At 40.4% G+C, this 24,697-nt stretch carries 15 protein-coding genes and 1 tRNA gene; 10 read left to right on the top strand and 6 right to left on the bottom strand.

Annotated features, from left to right (window positions below):
- Positions 1-343 precede the first annotated feature (343 nt).
- Positions 344-1,819, top strand: coding sequence for an AAA family ATPase (locus ACZZZW_RS15610; RefSeq protein WP_463494755.1), 1,476 nt, complete (start codon positions 344-346; stop codon positions 1,817-1,819).
- Positions 1,820-2,599, top strand: a complete 780-nt coding sequence (locus ACZZZW_RS15605) for an HNH endonuclease (protein ID WP_463494753.1) — start codon at positions 1,820-1,822, stop codon at positions 2,597-2,599.
- Positions 2,600-2,830: 231 nt separating this feature from the next.
- On the opposite strand, the gene ACZZZW_RS15600 is transcribed toward ACZZZW_RS15605, so the two are convergent.
- From ACZZZW_RS15600 to ACZZZW_RS15575, 6 genes are all read right to left on the bottom strand, one after another.
- Entirely contained in the window at positions 2,831-8,176 is a 5,346-nt protein-coding gene (locus tag ACZZZW_RS15600; RefSeq protein WP_463494751.1) for a reverse transcriptase domain-containing protein, read from the bottom strand.
- Positions 8,177-8,697: 521 nt separating this feature from the next.
- Positions 8,698-9,483, bottom strand: a complete 786-nt coding sequence (locus tag ACZZZW_RS15595) for a hypothetical protein (protein ID WP_463494749.1) — start codon at positions 9,481-9,483, stop codon at positions 8,698-8,700.
- Positions 9,484-9,517: 34 nt separating this feature from the next.
- Positions 9,518-10,975, bottom strand: a complete 1,458-nt coding sequence (locus ACZZZW_RS15590) for a protein NO VEIN domain-containing protein (RefSeq protein ID WP_463494747.1) — start codon at positions 10,973-10,975, stop codon at positions 9,518-9,520.
- Between the two features lie 68 nt (positions 10,976-11,043).
- A complete protein-coding gene (locus ACZZZW_RS15585; protein ID WP_463494745.1) occupies positions 11,044-11,370 on the bottom strand; it encodes a hypothetical protein in 327 nt (108 codons plus the stop codon).
- Positions 11,371-11,672: 302 nt separating this feature from the next.
- On the bottom strand, positions 11,673-12,872 hold the full coding sequence (locus tag ACZZZW_RS15580) for a hypothetical protein (protein WP_463494743.1): 1,200 nt from the start codon (positions 12,870-12,872) through the stop codon (positions 11,673-11,675).
- Between the two features lie 192 nt (positions 12,873-13,064).
- The gene (locus ACZZZW_RS15575) at positions 13,065-13,706 is read right to left on the bottom strand and encodes a hypothetical protein (RefSeq protein ID WP_463494741.1); all 642 of its coding nucleotides are present in this window, start codon (positions 13,704-13,706) and stop codon (positions 13,065-13,067) included.
- An 82-nt stretch (positions 13,707-13,788) separates the two neighbouring features.
- Here ACZZZW_RS15575 and ACZZZW_RS15570 point away from each other — a divergent pair.
- The 8 genes from ACZZZW_RS15570 (at position 13,789) to ACZZZW_RS15535 (ending at position 24,697) form a co-directional block, all read left to right on the top strand.
- Positions 13,789-13,872: transfer RNA gene (locus ACZZZW_RS15570), tRNA-Leu, on the top strand.
- A gap of 394 nt (positions 13,873-14,266) precedes the next feature.
- A complete protein-coding gene (locus tag ACZZZW_RS15565) occupies positions 14,267-15,400 on the top strand; it encodes a hypothetical protein (RefSeq protein WP_463494740.1) in 1,134 nt (377 codons plus the stop codon).
- A gap of 88 nt (positions 15,401-15,488) precedes the next feature.
- A complete protein-coding gene (locus ACZZZW_RS15560) occupies positions 15,489-16,559 on the top strand; it encodes a ComEC/Rec2 family competence protein (RefSeq protein WP_463494738.1) in 1,071 nt (356 codons plus the stop codon).
- Complete coding sequence (locus ACZZZW_RS15555; RefSeq protein ID WP_463494736.1) at positions 16,556-21,457, top strand: NACHT domain-containing protein; 4,902 nt, start codon at positions 16,556-16,558, stop codon at positions 21,455-21,457. Before ACZZZW_RS15560 ends, ACZZZW_RS15555 begins: the two co-directional genes overlap by 4 nt.
- Positions 21,458-21,461: 4 nt before the next feature.
- On the top strand, positions 21,462-22,496 hold the full coding sequence (locus ACZZZW_RS15550; RefSeq protein ID WP_463494734.1) for a DUF2971 domain-containing protein: 1,035 nt from the start codon (positions 21,462-21,464) through the stop codon (positions 22,494-22,496).
- A gap of 48 nt (positions 22,497-22,544) precedes the next feature.
- A complete protein-coding gene (locus tag ACZZZW_RS15545) occupies positions 22,545-23,150 on the top strand; it encodes a hypothetical protein (RefSeq protein ID WP_463494732.1) in 606 nt (201 codons plus the stop codon).
- 15 nt (positions 23,151-23,165) lie between these two features.
- Positions 23,166-23,423 carry an RloB domain-containing protein gene (locus ACZZZW_RS15540; protein ID WP_463494730.1) on the top strand — a complete coding sequence of 86 codons (258 nt, stop codon included), beginning with the start codon at positions 23,166-23,168 and terminating at the stop codon, positions 23,421-23,423.
- Between the two features lie 11 nt (positions 23,424-23,434).
- Positions 23,435-24,697: a GTPase-associated system all-helical protein GASH gene (locus ACZZZW_RS15535; protein WP_463494728.1), complete on the top strand. Its 1,263-nt coding sequence runs from the start codon at positions 23,435-23,437 to the stop codon at positions 24,695-24,697.

The following is a 24,697-nucleotide window of genomic DNA, read 5'->3' as shown; positions in this document are numbered from 1 at the left end:
CCTGGTCCATTCGTCAAAATTAGAAGTCTGAATTTCTCCTTTTTAATGATCTAAGTTTGCAAACTGCGAAATGAAAACAAACCGTATAAGGGGAATTCCAATGGGTTGCGGCCATTGATCAGGGGCTGATTGGGATAAAAAGCAGTGTGTAGGATTTGGCGCCTGAGTGGAATTCAAAATGTGGGCCAACTCAGGAATTCTGTAATTTTTTAGTTAATATTGTCGTTGAACTTAAATCGGGCTTACTTACATCTAAATCTCGTATAAGACCAGCAAGTAATCTTGAATAGGCTCCCCCTTGGGATCGCGTTGCGCACTTGAATTTATTTAATTTTAACAAACGATGAACTTACTAGAGACACATTTTAACAATTTCCGCTGTTTTACCGATTACTCTATTCAATATGGCAGTAAAACCACTGTTATTATCGGGAAGAACGGCACGGGGAAGTCCAGCATCCTCTCTGCCATCAGAAGGGGGATGAGTTTCATGTTTGCAAAGCCAAAGGCCCTGAAACTGAACCTTGCTACATCCAACGGTGCATCGGTTAAATCGTTTACTGAAATTGAGGCGAACTACGACCCATTGTCAAGATCCTATAACTATCCAATTAGAAACGATTTCCGGGCAATCTTTAACGATGGCGAAATCGAATGGTCTATGGCAAAGTTGAGTATGAATGGTGGGCTGGCTACGAGCCAGTATGCTCAGGCATTGAACACGATATTAGAGCAGTACAACAGCGATTTTACGATGCCTCTGCCCGTTTTGATGGTGATAGCAGACTCCTTTCCGCACCGAGAAGCCCTGGCTGGTTCAAGGATAAAAGAAATATTTGGCTTGGATTCCCCGCCACGGGATCTGGGCTATTATGCCTGGGACGCTCGTAAGGATTGCAGTGAGCTGTGGATCGACCGGCTTTTTAAGATCAGTGATTTTGAAAGGGGACTTAAAGATGACATCGACCAGGTAGAGGAACAGATCGCTTTCTATCAGGCACAGCTCAACGATAGCAAGAGCGTTAATACACATAAAATAGCTGAATGGTATGATAGTATTGATGAACTTTCAGCAAATCTGGAGCGATTGCGCAGTGACCAAAGACTGGAAAATTTTTCAAAGGAAAAGGATTTTGTGTTTCAAAAACTGATTAATTTTACCAAGCCTCTGAGAAAAGAATACGATTTTATCAATGAGAATTTTGAACTTTTCAGGGTAAACATTGCCCGGCCGGATCAGAAAGAATACAGTCTGCAGTTTTCTTTCAACGATGGCCGCTCGATTGCCTATAATGGGCTGCCGATGGGCTACAAAAGAGTGTTCTCTATGGTCCTGGATATTGCTTATCGTAGTTATGTATTAAATGGGGAGAACCAGAGTTCAGGGATTGTGATGATTGACGAAATAGAACTTCACTTACATCCAAGTCTGCAGCAGGAGATTCTGCAGCGGCTTAGAAAGAGTTTCCCCAAAATCCAGTTCATCATTACCACCCACTCTCCCCTGGTGGTTTCCAATTACAAAGTAGACCGGGAAAACGTGCTGCTTAATCTGGAGAATAGCGGAAATAAATATTCAAATGAAAGGGTTGAAAATGTTTTTGGCTTAGATTATTCAACCAACCTGACCGAGGTAATGGAGGTGTCCTCCCGTCCCTCGACTATCGATAAATACATCAATGGATATCTATTTTTGTTCGGCAAGGGCAAAAACAAAGAGGCAGATGAAATACTGCAAAAGCTGGAAGCTTATGTTGGTGGTGAGCTTCCCCCGGCTTTATTAAAGGAAATTGAAGAGAAAAAGCAAGAGTACCTTTAAATGAATTACATTAACAAAAAAATGCACCATGCGCAAGGCAATCAGGTCATTGATGAGTTGCTGGAACATTGTTGGATTGACGCTCAGGGACAATATCTAAATGCTAATTATGATGACGGTCTATGCGATAGCCGCGAGACATTCCGCCAACGGCTAACTGAGGTTCTTTTGGAAAACCAAGGATCCTTATGCTGCTATTGCATGAAATTGATTTCCCCGCAGGACGCCACCCTGGAGCACATCATTCCGCATAAAACCAAATCTCAGTCAGAATTTGACACCTATCTGATTTGTGATGAACTTCAGCAAAACGTCGTTTTTGCCAGAACATTCGATAAGCTGATCAAGATCATTCCACCCAGTAAATATTCGCATGAGATTGCCTACTACAATCTGGTGGCGTCCTGTGCAAAAAATGCACATTGCAACCATTACCGGGGAAATAGCTATATCAGACCATTATTCTATGACCTTGATATCAATATCCTTGTGGAATACGATAAGACAGGCCGAACCTACTCTGCGGCTTATGAAGATGAACTTCAAGTGCTTGGTATTTCGGGCAATGCTGACCTCATGTTATACCGAAGAATCTGGAAGGAACTGGCCCTGAAATTCGCAGCCGTGGAGGAAATTACGGTTGAAGTTCTCAAAGAACTTGTTTTGTCAGCAACCTTTGGGACAAACTTTGAGAAACAACTCAATAATTTTATTGATAGCCCGAAAGTGGATGATTTCTTTGAGTATCGTTGGTTTTTTGACTACTATAAATCGATGTAAACCGAATCTGACACTGATAGCTTAATGCAAAATTCGCATTAGGTTCACAACAGTCAGAAAATCCATTCCACTTTAGCCATCAACCGCCGATTTGCAATTTTGAAGGCTCCCACAGGCCCTAGGCACGGCAAGTCCGATTTGATATTAGTCATTTTGTTAAAACCAAGTTGGTTTCACGCCAGATATATGGCGTGAAACTTTTTGTTTGATTTGCACGTTTCCAAACAGTATCTACCTGGTCAGCGAATCCGAAACCCAGTCCAATGTTTTCGAGTATGCACGCAGCCGTTTAAAGGTGATGGAGACATACAGGCAAAAGGTGGTGAATGCAGCAGCGTAGATGGCCAGATTTAACGAGGCCTGTTTCCAGGCAGACTTATCATCCAGCACCCATGCGTATGCTAGCCCGCTAAAAAGCATAGCGACCAGCAGCCAAATGATGTGCGCATCTAAAAACGCTGATGCAACAGGATTTTTGCGCTGAAACAAAACGCCATGATAACCCAGAAGGTGTTGTTTTTTATGTTCCAGTTTAGGGTGTAGCTGCTGTTCAATATCATTATAGGTCAGGATTGGAAACGTTGCCGTCAGGGCCTTTAGTTTTCCGTTGGAACGTTGCATATCGATACTGAATGGACAATCTTTGGTGTGAAAGCCATCAAAGTCGTTATGCACCTTTTCGATAACCAACTTACCGCGAAGTTCTATGTTCACTTTGTGGTGTCTGATACGGAGCTTGACCGATTGTGAGAACCTGATTTTGCCAGTAATGCTTAGGTGCAGCTGGTCGTGACTTCTATACATTCCACGTACGATATGAAGACTCGTCTCATTGATACCCGCCATCAGGCTTGACTTATATCCCAGGCCAAAACCCTCATCGGAATGATCAGAGTTTGAATGTTCAGACCGGTACAGTGCCAGAATTTTATACAGACACTGGTTAACCTTCGAGGAGTTGAAAAGTTTCCTTCTTGCTTCTATTACATATTCCCCGCCTGTTTTGGAAATTGCCCGCAAACCATAAAATTTTGCCAACACGACAAATTGAATGACCAGAAGATCATTCTTCCAGTCAGCGGGCTGAAACTCATTTTCAGACAGCCATATTTTTAACTGGTTGCAAACCAAAACGAGCGTCTGCTGGATAAGCGTACATATCTCATCAATAAACGGGTCCGCTTTTTTGATGTAGGATAAATCAATTCCGGATGTTTCGTTGTTCTCAACTAAAGTGATAAATCTATTCAGCTCAAGCTCGATTGAGGATTCTTTGATAAGCACCTGACAGGATCTTCTCAAAGCCTCAAGCTCAATGCCGGCTGCTGAGATGACTAACCATCTGGTAAAGGAAATCTCACGCTTCAGTGATAAGGCAGACTTCAATGCCGCCACTCGGTGATCAATTGCCCGGGCGATATTGATGGCCTGGGTTGCAGCCACATGCCTGTCGTATAATTCCCCCCACGATATCTCTTTCCAGTAGTCCATCAAAAAAGGCTCCAGGTACAATTCACTATCTTTCAATTGCCTGACGACTTGGTGATGCAGCATTCCGAATGCAAAGTCGATTAGCGCTTCGCTGCCGGTAAAGTTTTTCGCCAGATAACGCTGGATTTTGAGGTCAATGCTCCACAGGATATTAAGGACTCGCTTTTCGGGGTTGCTGATTGCAGGATGCAGGTTTATGGCAGCTTGCAATTTCGCCCATTCGTGTATCTCCTCCAACTGATATTTGGTTAATGCGTAACGCAAAGCGGGTACCGGGCGGGTGGATTTCAAAAGAATGTCCGATAGAACACGTCCCTGAGCAATACCAATAGCCTCTATACCTTTTGGAGAAGATGTCCTGATCTGAATAAATTCTTGGACCGCACATCCTTTTGACTGTAGTTCGAAGAGAAGCAGCCCCAGGGTTTCAATGAGCCATGCATCGGCCTGCAGGGTATGGTAAGCGCCAGAGCGTCCGACAAATCGCCTTTCGGAACCAATGGAAAGGCCTGTGAGTCCAGAGCGGAGATTCCCCTGGGGATCGATAAAAATGGTATGGAGCGTGGGAACCGGGATCAAAATATGCTCACTAATTTTTCTCAGCACCCTTCGCATCGAATCCACATGGGCGGAGATCTGGACCAGGAGTTGATAAACAGTGTCCGGCTCATTGACCCCTTCGGTCATAAAATCAAAAAGACTTTTTGTTCCCTCAGGCAAAATGGTCTTGATCAAGAGTTTTCCCTCACCAGCCCGGAGTTCGGTTTTAGCCTCTATCAAAAGATCAGCCCTTATAAGTTCATTAAAGGCTATTAAATAGGAATTGATGTTCCTTCCCGACTTTGCCAGTTCCTGCTCTTTAACGAGTTCGTGAAAACAGGCGGTGCCGGTAGCGGTTTCCCTGGCTTTCTGTACAAAGCGGTTGGATTCGAATAACGGTCCCAAAATCTCCACGCCGGAAATAACAGGCTCCGAAAATCCTGCATAGTCCTTTTCGTTGCCCGTTTTCTGGAATTCCAAAAATTCATCGTTATCCTTTAGCCATTTCGAATATTTGGCAAACTGATACAGCTCAAAGGCAATGGTGACTTCTCCGGTCTCTTTGAGAAAATCAAGCAGGGTGATGATACTGACGCCGATGCTTTCATCCGTGACGAGATCCGAGATGAGCTTATCGGCAATGTAGTTGGCAAGGGTTCGCTGATCTTTTTGAGCATTGAGCTGCGCAAACAACTGCGTGCCCTGCCTGTCGCGGAGCAATATCCCCTTTCTGACCAATAACGGCAGGCAAAGCTGAAAGGTGGGCTTGCTATGGGTTAAACGAACCAGTTCACTGAAAAGTCCGTGTGAGGATTCGCTGATCAAATTTCCGTAAACCTCCAACTCAAACAGCGTTTTCACGCTGATTCTTGCCAGTGAACTCTCATCGATCTCCTGAAGGTGAAATAGCAGCGCAATCACCCGAGGTGCCAGCATTTCAAAAGTCCCGAAGCCTATCCCTTTTAAAGTGCTCACATCCAGTCTTTTCAAGGCATGCGGTTCTATGACCAACAACGTATCTATGGCAGCGGCTGCTGCAACGGGGCGTTCATAATCGAGCGCAATGCCGCAGAGTTCGTCAACAATTTCCGCCCTAAGGGTAAGTCCCTGGGCGGTTTGCAGCAATGCGGCACATTCCTGAGCAAAAACAATCTGAATATAATCATCCCCCCTGCTTTGCATCAAGGATTTAAAGGAGGGCCAGTTGCTCCCTTGGGGTTCATTACTGGCCTTTATCAGGGCCCGGACGGCTATGCACGTCGCGTTATGCCTAGGACGGTCTTCTTCCAACAGGTACTCGGCAACCTTATGTACGGTATTGGTCAGTTCCGTGCTTGCTAGGTGCTCGGAAAAGCGTACATAGAATCCAAGGGACTTGGTCAGTTTCTTCGTATCCTCGTCAATATTGCCTGCGACCTTGGTTAACGTTTCAAATAACTCCTGCTTTTGGGTCTCCGTGATGTTCGAAGTATTGCTTACCCCGGAGCGAACGAAGTCATATTTCACCCGGTCCAGCCATGTACTGAGTTTTTCATTATCGGTTATGCGCAGTGGGCCAACAGTTTTTTCGGTATTCAGGCTAAGCCCATATTCCAGAGAAAGCATTTCTTCAAGTTCGTGGAGTACAAGGTCTGCAGTCTGTTTGTCCTCGAAAAGTATGGCCAGATCGTCAACATACCTGACAAAATCGATACAGCGCTCATCAAGCCAATGATCGACCTGGTTTAGGTAAAGATTGGCAAGTAGTGCGGATAATGCCGGCCCCTGGGGAATGCCCATTGTTTTCTTTTGACCTTCATATTCACTCGTGGTGCGTTCCCATGGCGCCTTGATGTACTGTTCGATAATCTCCAAAATAAACTGGTCATCGACGAACTGACTGATTTGGAGCAAAAGCTTTGCGTGTTTGATAAATTCATAAAACTTTCTAATATCGAGTAGCACATAATGGTTATGCGGCTCATATTCGGAAAAACTGGCTTTTTTGAATTCCCGGATCGCATTTTGTTTGCGCCAGTCCTGAAAGATCTGATCATCGGTCTTGGGCGATATCGCCAGTCGGTTACCGAGCGAACGCCGGTGAAAACGGGAATCGATTTTTGGGCCGATGACATTCATGACCGCCAGTTGCACGACGGATTCTCTTGCGCTCACCGAACAGAAGGGCCGCATGGAACCTGTTGCTTTATCCTTTGGAATTTTAATGGACAGGAAATTGTTATGTTTCCACCTTCGCTCGCTCAACTGAAGACCCAGCATTGCCAGATTGTTCCAGATATCCCGCCCAAAAAGCTCAAAGCCCATTTTATCATGAAATACATCGCGGTCCAGCGCCTGTTGCTGAGCTTTCTTCCAGGCGTTCGAAAGGTTTGCGATGGAGGCTACCTGAAAGATATCTTCTTGCACGTCGTCCAACGGGATTTCTTCTCTGGTTTTGTGCAGATCGGCAAACCACACAGGGCTTGGCTGTCTCCCATTTTCCGCGCTTTGTTTAAATTTCGTGTTGCACCAGCCCTTGCAAATGCCGTATGAGGGGCTTTGCAGTTTTCTACAGGACAGCGCGCAGCCCTTGATTGTGCCAATCTGATAGCTGGAGCGTTCCAGGTCGTAATTATCGCAGTTGGAGAGTATCTGATGTAATAGCGGCTCTCCGTCTTGAAAGTTTTTTAGTATCGCGGCAAGTGCAAATCGTTCGTGATGCTTGAGGTTGCCCTCTTGCCTGGCCTTATCTTCAAGATGCAAGAGTGCGGGACACCTGGAGATCAGCTCTCCAACTTCCCCAAGGTTTACCACGGGCGAATGGGTAGTAGAAGATCGCTTTTCTCCTGCCAGTCTAGCCGAGTGCTCAGCCTTGCTGGTAATTAAACTATTATATCTGCCCTCTGCGATATCAAGCACTTCCATCGGCAAATATTTCAACGCCGCAAGTTCCGCAGGAAGATCCTCCAGGGGTATCGGCTCAAAGCTATGGGGATCAATAAACTCACTCCTGGCGTTGCCATAAGCCCGGTGCAAACCCAGCGGGAGACGCACCAATGACTTACTAAAGCCTTTATTCCCCTGATTGAACGCTGGCGGAAATATTTCCAGTTCTGGGAAACCACAGTTGAGCTTTACATCATTCAGAAATGTTACACACCTTTCTCCATCCACCGGCTGTGAAAAGAATGCCCAGATGTGGTATCCACGTCCGCCGGTGTCCTCTATGAGCAAATGCTCGGAAGAGAGCTTATAAATATCCCTTAGATAACTGGTGATTTTGTTCACTTCGGGCAGGAAGCTCTCGACCTTTACCTGTTGTCTCTGGATTTGGTTATTGGGTATTTCAATTTTGGGGATATCGATATCAAAACAGATCGTCGAGCAATACTGGGCCTGGTCCAGCAAATAGATGGCATTGCTCCTGGTTCCATTTAGATGATCGACGATATCCTGTTGGGACAGTGGTCCCATATGACTGGTGCCATACCCTTTTGAGCGTTGCTGCATTACTTTTCTGTTATCTCCCAGAAAAAGAGTTAACATTTTGGAGGACAATTCGAGCATTAAGTTGGATTTTAAGGTCTAAAAATAGCTTTTTCTTTTTTAAAAATCCCAATGTACAGCAGGCTGCTGGGCAGAATATGATCGCGTGTAGGATGGTTAAACGACGCCTGCTTGGGTAAGATAATGAAGATTTTGGATCCTGTTGTGATATCAGGACTCCCCTTGGGCAGCAGCGATTATGGGGGAAGTACCTATTTCAGTGCTGGTAATTTTTCGCACAGGATCGTTATTCCGCTACGATGGCGACTATTGTCGGTGAGGAAGCAAACGACTTCCTCACATCAGTCCGTAGATCTTTATGGTTCGGCAGCGATAATTGATTTCAGAACATTACAAAACCTGTCAATCTCTTGCACATTGCAGATAAGGGGTTCCGTGAAACTTTCTGCCTTTTACTTTGGGATCTTTGCCGTAGGTCATAAGAATGATTTTTGGTACGAGTCAAAGTTGGAAAGGTTAAAAATGAGTTTATGTCTAATAGATATTAATAAATAATGAAATTACGGATATAATAGTTTTCATCATTGATCTAAATTCACAAATCCAACTGAGTCTATTTGATACTTTGCACCATATTGAATCAACGACATGTTGTTGCCGTCTTTACCCTGAAGACCTTCAGCAGTCAATATCGTATCTTTGACAAACTCACCTGATTCGATTTCTGCATTTGCATATGGGTGTGCATACGTTTGTCCCAGGGTACAGTTTAAAATTGCCTGAATCAAATTTCCGATGGAATACCGTCCTGGCATTTTCGTCTTCAGCCATTCGAATAAAGCGACCAAATCGCTATGTCCCCATTTGATCATAGTTTCCCTAGAGGTGGCTTTAATAAAGTCATCAATTTGATCCAAAGTACAAACACTGCTGAGCTCATCTTCAAAAGGTGAGGTTGACCACTTATGAAAAAACATCTCAAAGCATACAACACCTTTATGGCGTCGGCGTAACTCACGTTGCTTTTCTAATTGCACTATAAATCGTCCGTTATCAAAACCTTTTTTTTCAATCTTACACTCAAGGAAAGCAATCTTGTATTGGTTATCATACTTAAAAACTAATACAGCATCCACACCATTTCTTCTTTCGACACGATCTGTAACGCATTGTGCCATAAAAAGCCCTTCACATCTTTTGCCTCGAGTTTGAGTTGGGTAATTTACCAATGTAAGAAACCTACTTTGGTAATCTCTTTCATTTACAACCCTTGAATGTTCAAAGTCTTCTCTTGTACGCTTATCGGCGCTGAGAAATATTTTCCTGATTTTATTTATTTTTATTTTTGGAACCCATGAAGACCTCATTGACATTACAGTTAGGTTGAAAATTAGTGACTATTTATTTTTCGGGGATACGAATATATGCTTTGTAAACAACTGGTTGAAGAAGCAGCTTGATCAAGGGGTTATCCAGAATGTAAAAATCTGCCGTATTGGTTTCCTCATCGAAACCATAAAGTCGGTAGATGGCATAACTATACGGATTTCTTTCTGCATATAAATACTCATTAAGCGTATAATAAAATGGGCTCAAAGCGCCGCCAGCAGTAGTTTTGACTTCTATGTGCTTTGGAGCACCTTCCGGAGAATAGGATAATATATCATATCCTTCGCCGTCCTTTACAAAATCAACTTTTGATGCCAAATCCTGCCTTCCAGCTGCAATAAGAAATTTCTTTTCATATTCCTTGACAAGTTCTTCCCCTGCATCTCCAACCTCTCTATTTTCAATTCCTTCTTTTACATAATCAGTTTCGGTTCCCGTAAAACTCGGAGAGAGTGGAGGAAGCATGCCAAATCCTCCAAGAGGTACTTCCCTTTTACGCAAGGCATTATTGAAGACCTGCTCAGGTTGCGCTTTGCCCCATGCCAGGCTAATTAATCTATCATAAGTATCGGTATGCTCCGCAATAAAATTACGGGTCAGTTCGATCAGCTTTGCCCAGTCGTAATTACCAAATTCCGACAACGGAATGGCTACCTTTCGGAGTTCTTGGGGAATGTTTTTGTTAATGATTTCTTTTTGTGCCGCAGATAAATTTGAATTGGCTTCAAAATAATAATCGAGTTTATAAACAAGTTCTTTATAATAACCATCAAGACCAACAGTAAAAAATATATCCCGATCTCCATCACCTGTTTTGTAAATCCTTGCCCAAGTATATCGCTTAAATCTTGCCACTTGTTTATTCCCTTGCACAGTCTTTTCCCACCCTTTCTGACTCCACATACGCCAGTTGAACGTTTCAAAGCCAGGTAGCAACCTGATCAGTGCTTTTGACCAAAATACCGTTTTGCTTCCGGCGCCATTCATGATATAGTTTTTAGCTGCCACGTGTTCAGCATTTTCTTTATCATATACCATGCCTCCCCAGCTATGTAAAAAATCAGTTTCAGCAACGTTGAAGAATGGGTAATCATAACTTACAGTTGGTAACAGACCATAATAGCGCTGATAATTATCGTCCTTTAACCAGAAATCTTGGCATTTGTTCATTTCCTGGAAAGCGAACAGGCTTTCAGTGAGTGATTTCTTATCTCCGAAACCAAAATCTTCTGCCAATTCGTAAAATCCAGGACCATGATCAGCTAGCCCGGAATACATAGCCATTGAACTTAGTAAAGGTCTCCCGTGACTATGCTCAAAGTTTGAAATAGCATAGAGTTCATTACTAAGATTATTTCTGTGATCAATATTGCCATGGTCTAGTCCCAGCCTTTTCATCACACCCCCGTAGGTGATTGGCATTCTTTTGCGTGCTTGATCAATAAGTAGCGTCCTGATTTGATTATTCATTAAATGGGAGGTTTAGTAAAAGACAGATGGAACTTTAAAAAATTGAGCATCCAGCGGGATACCAAAAACTATGCTAGATCAATGGCCTCATATTCACAGCCCCCATAGCTAGCCTCACAAAAGTAATCAGTAAACAGAAAATGTTGTCCTACAAATGCACCACAATTGGGACAGGTATTTGCATGATAGCTTTCCTGTCTAGTTGCTGAAAATTGTTCCTTGATAAGAACGCCATGCTCTTCGGCCAGTCTCATTTCTTCTTTGGTGAATTCCTCTGGCCCGTAAATCTGCCCAGTGCCCACTTCCTCATTTACTAATGCAACATTGAACATTTCCTTGCATTTATAACAAGATGATTTGACAATAAACATCTGTTTTTGAATTTGCTTACCCATGAGCGTGAATATTTAATTACTTAACTAAGGTAGAAAATAGCTGTCAGAAAATCTAACAATTAGAACTCATTCTTGCCAGAATTAAATCTCATCTACTAGTCATAAAAGATTAATCCGGATAAAATATTTATGCCTACTAGGGTAAAAGAAATTTGGAGATGCACCATGTTTGCAGGGACATAATTAAAATCCCATGGTACCTCAATACAGAAACGAAAAGCGCAACTTCACACCGTAAAGGCCCGGTGCATGCTCGCAGAATATGATACGTAAATCCGTGAAATAGTCCCCAGTTTGTTTTGTTAGCTAGTTTGGGCAATCGCAATGGAATTTGCAGAAATAACATCACCGTAAATCCGGTCGAGCTTTCTCATCAGGTTACAGGTGGCGATTACAGCAGCCAGATAGCTGTTGCTTTTCCATTTTTTATTGTAGGACTCATAGCCGCCATGGATCATTTCATTGCGGTCATCCTTGAACCTGCGGACCAAAAACTGCAGCTCAACTTTGATGGATACGTAAATAGGCTGTTTTTCAAAACCCACCCATGACGTAATATTCTCAAGGGCCGAATTGGTAATTTTCATTGCGCGGTCCTGTTTGTCCTGATCGGTTAAAGTTGGATCTGCTAATACCTCAGCCACACGGGCCGAGCGGCTTAGGATTTCCTTTTGAAACTTTTCTGCCGCTCTTAGTGTTGCTTTGGCCTGGTCCAGTTGGGGATCGTCAGTATGTTTGGCGAGATTGATTGCGGCAAAAAAATCGTATTGGATATCGTTTTTCCAGTTTGGCTTGATGATCAGGGATTCCATGGACTGGTATTTCCTGACAAATTTTGTGGACTCTTGTTGAGTAGCTGTTGGGTTCTGCCGGAGGTAAAGCTTAGCGCACATGGCCCGCAACATGCCCTCAATGACCACCATAAGAAGGATGTTGCTGTTTGCAGGCTGCTGCTGATCAAAGTTTATCAAAACACTCTCCAGCAAATCTACATTGTAGTCTAGGCAATCTTTAAGGTATGGAAGGACAGTTTCCTTTATATTGGCGATCTTTTCGCTGCAATACACCCCAAAGGTTTCGGGATCTCGGATGCCCAAGGCAACTTCGTAGTGATCCCCTATTGTGCCGTCTTTGGTCCAATAAAAATCGTTTTCAATCGAATAGTTCAGTGAATATCTGGCGATTTCATACAGCACCATATTTTCAGTGAAATTTTTAAGCAGGTTAGCACCGATGGATTTTTTTTTGGCCTTTTTGTGGGACATTAGCTCAACCAAGGCCTCTTGAACGTGATCTTTGATGACCTTTTCGCTGAGTTCTTTATTTAGGCCGGTAATAATTTCCTTTAGGTGGACTATGTTGCTTTCCACCCGCTCCTGCTCCCATTTAACAGTCAGTTGCGTTTTTATGGATATATTTTCTTCGAGAAGACGGTTGGCCATTGCCTTTCTTTCTCTGAGCTTTTTTTTCCTTTCGTAAAATAGCGTTGTATTTAGATCCATAGGAACTAAAATAACAAGTTAAATCCATAGATAAAAACAAGCTACAGCGCAAATGGTATTATTTTACGCCAGAGCCTTTTAATCTTAGTTATTCTTGTTGGATTAAAAACTAAATCTATCGAGATATTCCTTGCTCAGCGAAAAACCCTGGGCAAGATCCACGGAAGGCTCAAAAGAAATTTTAAGTATACTTTAAAATTGACGTTTGTACACTTGGCCATTCTTTTCTTTATAAAAAGAAAAAAGAATACCATCAACGAACTTAAAATACTTTACTGAATCCTTCTGTGCTTGAAAATCTTGAAATAGAGATTGTAGCGGCAAATAACTGCCAACTTGGATATCTATCACTTCCTGATTGATGCCTTTTGAAAAACTACCTGTCAAAGTTTTTACTGGTTTCACATTCTTCAGAATTTGAAATGAAGACCCATGGCTATATGGATTTCTTATGTTCAGTATATAATCCTTAATTTGCTTGTGCTGATCTTCAGAAATTATCTTTAATTTGAGTGCCTCGTCGTTAAGGTTATCCAATTTACTACCATTTCGTTTTTTGTAAGCCGCTTTGATTTTACTCTGGTTTTCAGGGATCATTGTTTTAATTCCAGATTCTTCTATCACAATCACATCTCTAAGAAATTTTTCGAGCAAATGATTGGTTAGCATAATTGCAGCCTGGTAAAGTTCGTTGACTATACAAACAGCGATTTCCTGCCTAATAGAATCCATTTGGTTTTCAAAAACGATAGAGTAGTTTTCAAATATTTCATCAAAATTCTTCTTCGATGGTTTACGTAAAGTATTGAAGGCCTTGTTAATCTCGTGTTCCATATACTCAAATATACCCTTTCCGATATCAACACAAAAATCCTATGCTTGTAATCCACCCTCGAATATTAATTAAAAATATTCGAGGGTGGTAGAGTGGCTGAATACGACAGACTTAAACTCCGTTAGTTCCTTTGGGAGCTCGGGGGTTCGAATCCCCCTCCTTCCACTTGAAGGGTGTTTTCGTTAGAAAACCTCTTTTTATTATAAATAAACAGCTGGTTACTACTCATTTTCAAATAGTTACACGATGTTACACCCCTCATTGTCGGAGTTCGACAAATACCCCCGTCAGGGAACAAATAGCTATCGAACCCAATTCTAATGAATTGTTGTTTGTCTAATTTACCAGCATATTGGTATACATAATTGATATCTGTGAACTTGTGTATATTACGGTCGAGTGTATTGAACTATCTTCTTTGGATAACCGTTGAATAGCGCCTGTATCCTCAAAGCCATCCATTATTAAATAATCTGTAACTTTAAAAAAATAAGGGTAATGAAATAACCTTTAATCTAGCACTAAGTAAACATTTTTAGGCTAAGCATAAAATAATGGTATGATATTCAATCCTAACACTCTGCTTTCTAGCGATGCCAAACAAGTGCAGGAATCTTCATTTAAATTTCTTGAAAGGTCGGCCTGGAATCGTTGTAAATTGGCAAGAGACATTATTACTTCTTGGGCTGAAGCTATAACCCCTGATGATGAGTTTATTAGCAAAATAAAATCAAAAAATGACAAGCAACATTACGCTGCAATTTTTGAGTTGATCGTTTTTACCTTTCTCAAGAAAGTAGGATTCGAGGTAGAGAAACATCCAGTGCTAACAAAAGCAACGACTCCTGATTTTATGGCTGTTATTAATACGATAGCAGTTTATTTTGAATGTACTCTTTCTGGCAATTCCTTCGAATCATCGGAAGAGGAAAAGCGAAAAGGGGCTGTAGAAGATATAATCCGAAAAATTCATTATTACCCTTACTTCATTAATCTTGATTTTAAAAAGCTCTCTGCCATAAGCGTTTCCCCAAGAAAGCTAAAAATATTTATAGATCAGGTCAAGGAACTAAGCGAAGGGTTTGAAAACGAAGAGCTGTTTCATCGTCGGTTTCTATATCAAGAAAATGAATGGGAAATTGAAATTAGCTTATTAAGAAAATCCAAAGAAGGTATAAAAACTAGCTTAGGTGCGATCTCACAAGACGCAAAAATAATTGACAGCAAAAAAGCCATTCTTACTGCGTTAAATGACAAAAGACCATCTAAATATGGTATAGAGGATAAACCATATGTAATTTGCATTTGCAACAATGATATGTTTTTTCATACGGACGAAATGTATAGTGTCTTATTTGGGACTGATAGCGGCACATATATAAATTTATCTTACCCTGGTAATGGAGGTTTTTTTTACCATAATCAGCCGGTAAACACTTCAGTATCTGCTATTTTTCTATTTAAGAGTACAGATATTTTAACTATCGGTAGCTCGGAATGGAGTATCTGGCATAATCCCTTTGCAAAATGCCCTCTCGACTTGAATCGGTTCCCGATAAGTGAATATTACTTTCACATCGAAAATGATAGGCTCTATAAAAAGGACTTGCATAAAAGTTTGGACATTTTCGATTTACTAGGAATTGATGAGGTTGCTTATCATACAAATCCAAAAGATAACGACGATTCCTGATTAAATACAATAGCAAATGCCATCGTGTCAGTAAATTAGTTAGGGCACAATTAGTGTTATTTAAATCTTACGACCAATCTTTTCTTGTATGATTTTAGACACTCATGAACTTACAATCCATTTTTTTGATGCTAGCGGCGGGGATGCCATTTGGATACGTTATTACGGAGACGACGATCTTTGGCACAATATTTTAATCGACGGTGGTTTTATAGGCTCTTACAATTCTATTTTCCAACCTGTACTGAAATCAATTGTTGTTGCCGAGGAAAAGGTAGATTTATGGGTAATCACACATATTGACCTTGATCATATTGGTGCCGTTACCAGTTTTATTAAAGACGACACTATTAGGGAAAAAGACAAACTGGTAAAAGCTTATTGGTTTAACCATTCTGTTTTTAAACTTCCTGGAGAAGATGATAAGATAGGCTTCAAGCAAGGAATTGATCTTAGAACTTACCTTGAAAAATTTAATAGCCTGACCATAGAGAATATTACCAATAAATCTGGTCAAAAAAACTTTCATGGCCTAAAGCTTACCATATTATCTCCAACCGAGGAAAAAATGGAAGCAGCTGATCTTGATTGGTTAGAAAAAGAGAGAAAACAGGCGGCAAAAATTGGACGTACGGAAAGTGATCATAATAAAAAAATTGAGGATTTCAGGTATAATCGCTTTGAGGAAGATGATGATACAACAAATGGTAGTTCCATTACATTTCTTTTAGAGTACAAGAGAATTAAAGGCTTATTCCTTGCAGACAGCCACCCCACCGACATAACTGATTCTTTGAAATCCTTAAGTTACAGTGAACAATGTCCTTTAAGACTTAGCTTTCTCAAAGTTGCCCATCATGGGAGCAAGAAAAACACCAGCGCCGAACTATTAAAACTAATTAGCACCAGGGTTTATGTGTTTTCTGCAAATGGAATTACTAATAAGCATCCTGACAAGGAAACTTTGTCTAGGATTTTAACACATCACCTTTCAATCGGTCAGCCACTAAAAGTACTCTTTGCATCAAACACTACACAAATCAAGTCGCTATTTAATGTAGATGGAAATGCGGAAGAAAGATATAATTTTATTCAGGAGTTTGTGAAGGATGATCAATCACAAATCACATTAGCTTACCTCCCAATCCCTGTAAAATGACCAGTGACCATATATTTCAATATGCAACCGTTAAAATAAAGTGTAAAAATGAAACGGGGACAGCTTTATTATATTCGCCTGGTGAATCGTTTGATTATATATATATCCTTACTGCCAAGCATTGTCTGGCGGGGAAACATTTTGATCAGGAGTTTGTAAACACAGATATTAGCATCGAAAAAATATTTAATCCTACTTCCAATACTTGGCATTCATGCAGTATAACTGCAACAGATAAGGTTATTTGTACGGAAAGTAATCAGTTAGATCTTGCATTAATTATTATTCCAAAAGCACGTATCGAAGAACTATCTGGGATATCTTATTCATTTCAAGTTGTTGATGAACCCGGCATCAAAGGTGAATGTTTAATTAGAGGTTTTGCGGATTTCAATAGTGGAGAAGAAGACCGCCCTTATGAACTGAATTTTGCAGAAAATGTCAAGGACAAGCCAGAAATTCTTACTCTTAGTTTCGATGGTTCGCTTGACACTCGTTACCAATCTGCTGTAGCCAATGTTCAGGGATTATCAGGAAGTGGATTATTTACTATCATAAAAGGAGTTTCATTTTTACTGGGCTGTATACATACCTATGAAGAAAAAAGTAGATTCTTTGCCACTAAAATCACTACGTTTAATTACTTGGTTCCCCAGGGTCATGTCGGTTTTTTTCCTGTTCGACCAGAGGAAAATGACGATGTCATTAATACTTTTAGTTTGATTGACATTAACAAAAATGCAATTAAAGTCAGAACTAGAGATAAAGTTGGAGATGTTCATATTCCCAGGCAAATCGGCGATGCAAAAACGATGTTGGAACGTGAACGAATGATTGTTTTTCACGGTAAGGCGGGTGTAGGAAAATCGGCCCTGGCAAAAGCCCTAGTTGAAGATATAGAAGCGAATTCTGATAATACTGTGATTACTTTCACAGCTGAGCAATTATTTCATCCTACCTTAAATGGTGCTTTAAAGAACGCAAATTATACCGTCGACGTTCATCAGATAATTAACAGTCCTCTTTCTAGAAAAAAGATTGTTTTTTGGGTGGAAAGTTTTGAAAAATTGGTCGAAGCCGGATTCGGAGGAGCCTTTACAGAGCTGCTCGCTTTAATAAAAGCTAATCAACGATTATATCTGGTGGTCACGATAAGAGGTTTTTTCTTGCAAAAATTCAAGATATTCTTTCAGTATGAATTGCCATCATTAGATGTTTTCTATGGGGTTCAAGAATTTAGCGACGCTGAAATTCTATCAATCAAAGAACAAATCCCTGATATAGCGCCTTTGCTTGATAATTCAAAATTGAGTCATCTACTTCACACGCCATACTATCTCGATAAAGCAGTACGTATATATCCACAACTCTTAAAAGTTGACAATCTTGATGAAGCTGAATTTAAGAGATTAATGTGGGAGGAAATTGTTGAATCAGGAGATAGAAACCGCGGTATCACATTTTCTAAAATTGCCTTACAACGTGCAAGAGCGATGGAGCTCTTTACTCAATATGAACCGGATTCGACAACAGACGTATTGGTCAGTAATAATATACTTCAGGTTGAACAAAGTGAATTAAGAAACAGGTTTTCACCAGCCCACGATATCCTCGAGGACTGGGCGCTCATTCGATATATAACGCAACAACGTCAGGAAGTGGAAACACCTCAATTATTACTGGAAAGACTAGACAAAAGCCCTGCGATACGACGAGCATTCAGATTGTGGCTTGATGATTATTATAGGCAATACCCGACAGCAGCTGACGATTTTAGCAGCGAAATATTGCTAAGCTCGACGGTTGATCAGTCCTGGAAGGATGAACTTGTTGTATTTATACTCAATTCGGAGAACGCATATCCACTCTTCTTGTCACTAAAGGATCGCCTATTAGAGAATAATGCGGCATTGTTATCAAGATTTATTCATTTGTTACAAACATGCTGCAAGGCATTGAAAAATGGAGCATTGGATTTTGAAGAACTAGTTTCAACAGGTTCTGGTTGGGATGCCCTCATAGATTTTCTTGCGAAAAATAAAGCTGTAATAGAAAAAATACCGGAGCTGGAATATAGGGTCATATCTGTTGTATTCGACTGGAGTAAACAATTGCCTGAATTTAATGCTGAAGTTTTGCCTGCTGCTGCTCGCAGTGCAGCTTTACTTCTAATTGACCATGTTGCTAAGTATCAATCGCAATTTAAAACCTATCGAAGAGGAATCAACACTCTTGACACCTGGAACGAAGCACTAAAACTTATATTCACGCTGACTTCGGTTGTAAAGGAGGAAGTAAAAAAAATGTTGGAAGCAGCGATTGCGTTCCAAACCCAAACTGACGATCTTTGGATCGACAAAAATCTACTTCTATCTGTACGTAATTATCTTGTTGATGGTGTTGTTGCAGATCAAATATGCAAATATTTTCCAGATGTCGTGATTGCCCTGGCAAAGGATAAATGGCTGGAAAAACCTAAGTCTGAAGGTAGTTTATTTAAATCGATGACTGTTCAACACGGCCCGGATTATTGGGGACTTGATGACAGCTTGGATCATTATTATGAGGCCGCCAGCGCTTATCAAACTTTTTTCTACTGGTTGTTTCTTTATCATCCAGAAAAGGCCGTCTCATTTTTGACTTCCTTTTTAAATTTGTCTTTTGAAAAAAATCAAAAAGGACGTCCCCGTGGCGACGATCAGTGGCAGGATATCATTTTGCATTTCGAAGTTGCTGGCGATGTGAAATACTTTGGAAGTCAAGATTATTGGAACCTGTTCCGTGGCCAAAGTGCATTTCATGCAGTAATTCAGTCTTTGTTAATGGCACTTGAAAAAGGATTATTGGATTTGACCGAAAAGGGAGAAGAAAATCATTCGCAGGTTAGCAACTTGATAAAAGATTTACTTTATAATTCAAATAACGTTTCTGTTTTAGCTGTGATCGTAAGCGTTATACAAGCTTATCCTAAGTTGTTAGATGATACAACTGTCGTTATTTTAGGCAACAGGCCGTTATTTGAATGGGATGGGACAAGATTTAGCAACGATATGTTGCCTCTCGGATATTACGGTACAAACAAATTTTTAGCAAAGGAGAGGATTCAGTCCGATAAACTTAAACATCGCTTAGCCTATTTCCGAGGGCTGATTGGTTTTGTAAGTAACTATATGTTCTCTTACCAGACGCTTAACCAAAAGCTATTTGAACAAATAGATGCCATGTGGGAACAGGCAAAGGCAAAAGATACCTATTGGCGTAAGGCACTATTCGATATGGATGCACGTAAGTGGGATTGGAAAGCAATAGATGTACCTGGGTATGAAAATTATGTTCAGATAGCACCACATTATGACAATGATGTTGCAGAAGCAGTGAATTCATATCAAAGTGAAGAATTGCCGAGTGTCGGCCTTGTATGGGCATCAAATATTTTTGAAGGAAAACCGGAAAAGGATCAGTCATATGATACCTGGAAAAAGGGATTCGAGCAACTTCAGAAGCCAGCAGGCGGCTTAGGGTTTATGCATGCTCCCGGAATAATGGCATGCATTGGACTTCGGGATTATTTTGATCAGTTATCGCAAGACGAAAAGGATTGGTGCCGGGATCAGATTATTGGTCAGGCTGATGAAATGCTAAATTCCGATCCCCGTGATATTTTTTCGATTGGAGGCAGTTCGCATTTTGATAAAAACGCTGTCCTATATGGTTTGCCTTTAATACTTAAGTTATCATGCGACACATTTTCGGAAAAGAATGTTAAATCCTTGATTATAAAATTGCTGCTTTCTAAAGCCGATGATGAACCAAGAAAATATTTACTTCTGAGCATATCTGAAAACCTGTGGAATTCAAACCCAGATTTTGCCTTGAACTGTTGGTTGGCTTTGTTTAAACAAATAGAAAACAAGCGTTTGAGAAATCCCGATTACAACAGCATCGATTTTAATGATGATGATTGGGAAGATAAACAGGAATCGCCTCTTCTTAACGAACATGAATGGGAAGATACGCTGATTAAAGAATTGACATCAGAAAATATTATTCAGGTCGAAACATCAAACCCTCGTCTGGAATATCTTACTCATTGGTTATTGGACGATGCCATAAGGATGCTTCCAATCGATGCAAAACACATACTTCACATAAATTTTATTGGGCAAATCCTTGAAGAACATTTCAAAAATTTAGGTGGCTTAAAAGAGTATGACAGAGATGATTTTCAGGAAAGTCGTGATCTCTTCAAATTTTTCTATGCAAGGTATTTACTTAGTTGTGAAAGAGAGGTTGCCGAAAAATTACTGAAGCAGTTACTTGATCGTACTTCGGTAATTATTGAACTCGTAAACAATAGTAAAATCCTGAGCTTCATTTATGCGATAATCAAACAAATAATATCAGCTATAAACAATTGGCAATCAGATTCAAAAAAAGTGAAGAGGTTTTGGTCATTGTGGACAATCCTTAAAGATTGGATTATTGAGACGAAAAGGGCATATCTTATACCCTTATTATTACTAGAACTTGGCTGGAACGAAACAGCCGAAGACTGGCAGGTACTTGAAGGGAAGAAACACTTTTATAAAGAGTTTATATTAAATTATGGATTTAATCATATCAACGTTGCCATTGACTTAATTTCAGGGATTGGTTTAAAAACCTTTATGCCGGAAAGTATAAAATGGGTTGCATCTATGTTAAAGTCTAATTTAGCTTACAAGACTCAATCGACACGTTTGGAAAAATTTGTTCACCGTGCATTTTTTCAATATGGTAAGGAGATAAAAAGTGATAAATCTTTAACTCAAGATTTTCTATTCATTCTTGATTTTCTAATCGAGCGAGGGTCGCCAAAAGCGTACATGCTTAAAGAAGAAATGATTCAATATAAATAATACTATGATTGATGGCATTCCGTTGCATTTGTATAAATATCGTGGTGGTAGCGAGGTTGTATTTGAGCGTGATCTCAGGTCTCTTATCGAAAGTTACTATTGGGCTGCAGCAATTCCAACGCTGAATGACCCTTGTGAAGCTCTGATTAATACTGACAATTATTTTAGGGATTTAGATGGATTTGAACAAGTTGTCAATTCGCTAGTGGACAAAAATATTGATGTATCAACAATCAGAAATGCCACCAAACAACTTCTAGATAAAGTGTTGACGACAGGAATTTTTTCTTTAAGCAAAAACCACGATGATGAATTAATGTGGTCACATTATGGGGCTGCTCATCATGGTTTTTGTGTCGGATATAATATGCGCCATTTGCAAAAAAATCTAAAACCTTACTTCTATAATGTTATGGAAGTACGCTACGAGGATTCACCGCCTGAAATGAGTCTAATGGAGCAGGTGATTTCTAAAGAAAAGGAGGTCGCAATACTGCAACTTATCGGAACCAAATCAACAAAATGGGCGAATGAACAGGAAGTACGCATTGTCGCTGATGAACCTGGAACGAAACAACATGATTTCAGGGCAATTGATGAGATATATTTCGGTTTGAGAATGTCTCAGGATCATAAGGATCGGTTGATGTTTGAGCTAAAAGGTAGGAAGATTAAATATTTTCAAATGGAAATGGCTAAGGGAGCCTACAAGTTCGATGCTTTTCCGATTCCTGATAAGTATGAAAGCGCTCCTGCATACCTATATAAAATATCGCCAGTGATGGACGGAGCAGTTGATGAAAAGAGTGTACAGCCTAGGTTTAAGCATCTGACTGCTTATCTGCAAAAAGCCATCGAAGTTGCGCGACGTGAACCCTATTGTATAGAGGTCGTGATGGCAGATTTTAGCTATTCTTGTCCAGATGATGCACCGTTTATTTTCGTCCACTGCAACCGTACTGATTACGAATACATGAATTTCGAATATTCTTTGGCAGAAATTGATTCCATATACAATACGATAAGAGATTTTGATTGATTCATCCAAGTCGTTTAACAATGTTATATTCGTTAAAAGAAAATTAAAATGACTGAAGCGATTTTTGGCTTAATCGGTGTGTTGATTGGCTCTAGTATATCTTGGCTACAAACTTATTGGGCAAGTAGGCGACATGAAATTAAGAATGCAAAGTATTTGGCAATACGGGTGGTTTGCGTACTTGATAAATATCTCGAGGATTGTGTAGATGTTGTTAAAGATGACGGACTCTCTGAAGGCCAACGCGATAGCGAAGGGTGTTTGCGACCACAAGTTAAATCTCCCGGAGCTCCTATTTTTCCGGGAGATGTGGATTGGAGGAGTATTGATCATGATTCAATGTACCAACTGTTGTCATTTCCATCCGAAGTTGAAGCAGCAGACAGAATGATTAGTTTTTCTACAGAGATTGCGGTTCCGCCTGATTATGATGAATGGTTTGACGAAAGGAAATTTTATTACAGTCAATTTGGTTTAACAGCTTACAAATTGTCGACGGAACTGTCTGAAAAGTATAATATTAAAAAGAAGATATATAATAATTGGAGCCCGGTTACAGATTTGCAACAAGAATTAAATGCAGTCTTATTGAAACGACAAAAAAGCTTTGAAAGTCACCAAAATTTTGTTCAACAGGTATTAGGGGGAAGATAATATTATAACAATGGAATGAACAGAAGGGAATATCAACGACTGATAGAAGAAAATCTGAAACCGGTGGTTAGAGAGGGTTATCGGTATCAAAAGAACAGTACAGAAATGTACATTCTTTTGAAGGAACGGGGAAGTATTGAAAATGTGATCAGAAATACCAATAGGCTTGCAAATAATTATCCGGGTAGGGAAGATTATGCCAACCATAATCCAGGCACGATGGTACACAAATTAGTAGAAGAGTTATTAACCTTAAAGGAACAGGGACATTAATAAAAAACAATATGGAAAAAAATTTTTTACAACAATTTCTTGAAACAGGCCTATTTGATGTAGGTGATAGCGATTCGCGTTTGGCTAATTTAGAGTCATCCATATCGGATATCGAAAAGAACTTAACAGCTAACATCAAGCTAATTCCAGTTTACACCCTGGTAGCCCTCGATCCATCCATCAATGAAGACGATCAGGTGCTTATTGATACAGAGACGGTGGTCACCACCCATTGGCGAGCGCTCAGAACTAAATATGCGGACCGACCTGTTCCGTTACTCAGGGGCGTTATTTTAAATGCACTTTACAACTTAGGAACCAGTAATACGAAACACGCAACTATCATCAGCCTTACCGCATCGAACTTCTATCCTTTTGCAAAACTGAACAGGGAAGCCACAATGGTCCAAAAGTTATTGACAGAACTGACCGATTCAGCCGAGAAGCACGCAATTGAAACTTGGGCGCTGGCAAAGGAAGAACCAAACATTAAGTTACCAACCTTGAAAATTGCTGGATTGAAGTTTGGCGAGGTCAAGATAAATAGGGAAGCACTTGACGCTGGAATGCTTGCGGCTGCACAAACCGATCCTAACACAGGCCATGGACCTCAACATGGTAGTCAACACTGGTCACCCCATTTTGGGCGTACTTCGGCAGAAACGATCTTTAACACACTAACTGAAGCTTTCAAAGCCTTTGGCACTACCCTTTCACCAGAAACACTGGAAACGCCAATCAACAAGTTTTTTACCGATTTCAAAAAATCTTTGGATGTAACACTTAAGTCCTCATTCAATTCGATCAATGCGGTTGAACAACGAAGCAAGTTATTATGGTGGAAAGAAACATTGTATTCCGCTTCGCTTAAAAAGGGCTACAGAGATATAGATACAATATCTCAGCCGTTAATGATAGCCTATGACCTTTTTATGTTGCTGCCAAGTTATGCGCCAATAAGCGTTGATTATTTGCTGAAAGATACACTTCATTTAGTTGCTGGCCAGAGTGAAGGAGAAGCGGAATTTAGCAAAATACTAACGACAATAACCCAGGCACCTTCCAAAGATCTGCTAAAGACATATTTCGCAGATAAACCAGAGCTTACAGGCAGGGTAACGGTCACTGATTTTTTAAGACTGCTAATCAACAACCGAGTAAAAGTCACCGATTTTACGCTCTGCACCGGAATAAACTCAAAGCAAAAGGTAGACTTGAGCTATTTCGCTGTAGCAACATTACACGACAGGATGGTTGAACACTTAATAAAATAG

It is taken from the genome of Pedobacter sp. AC379 (assembly GCF_979258145.1).
This window is presented reverse-complemented; position numbering and strand designations above follow the sequence as displayed.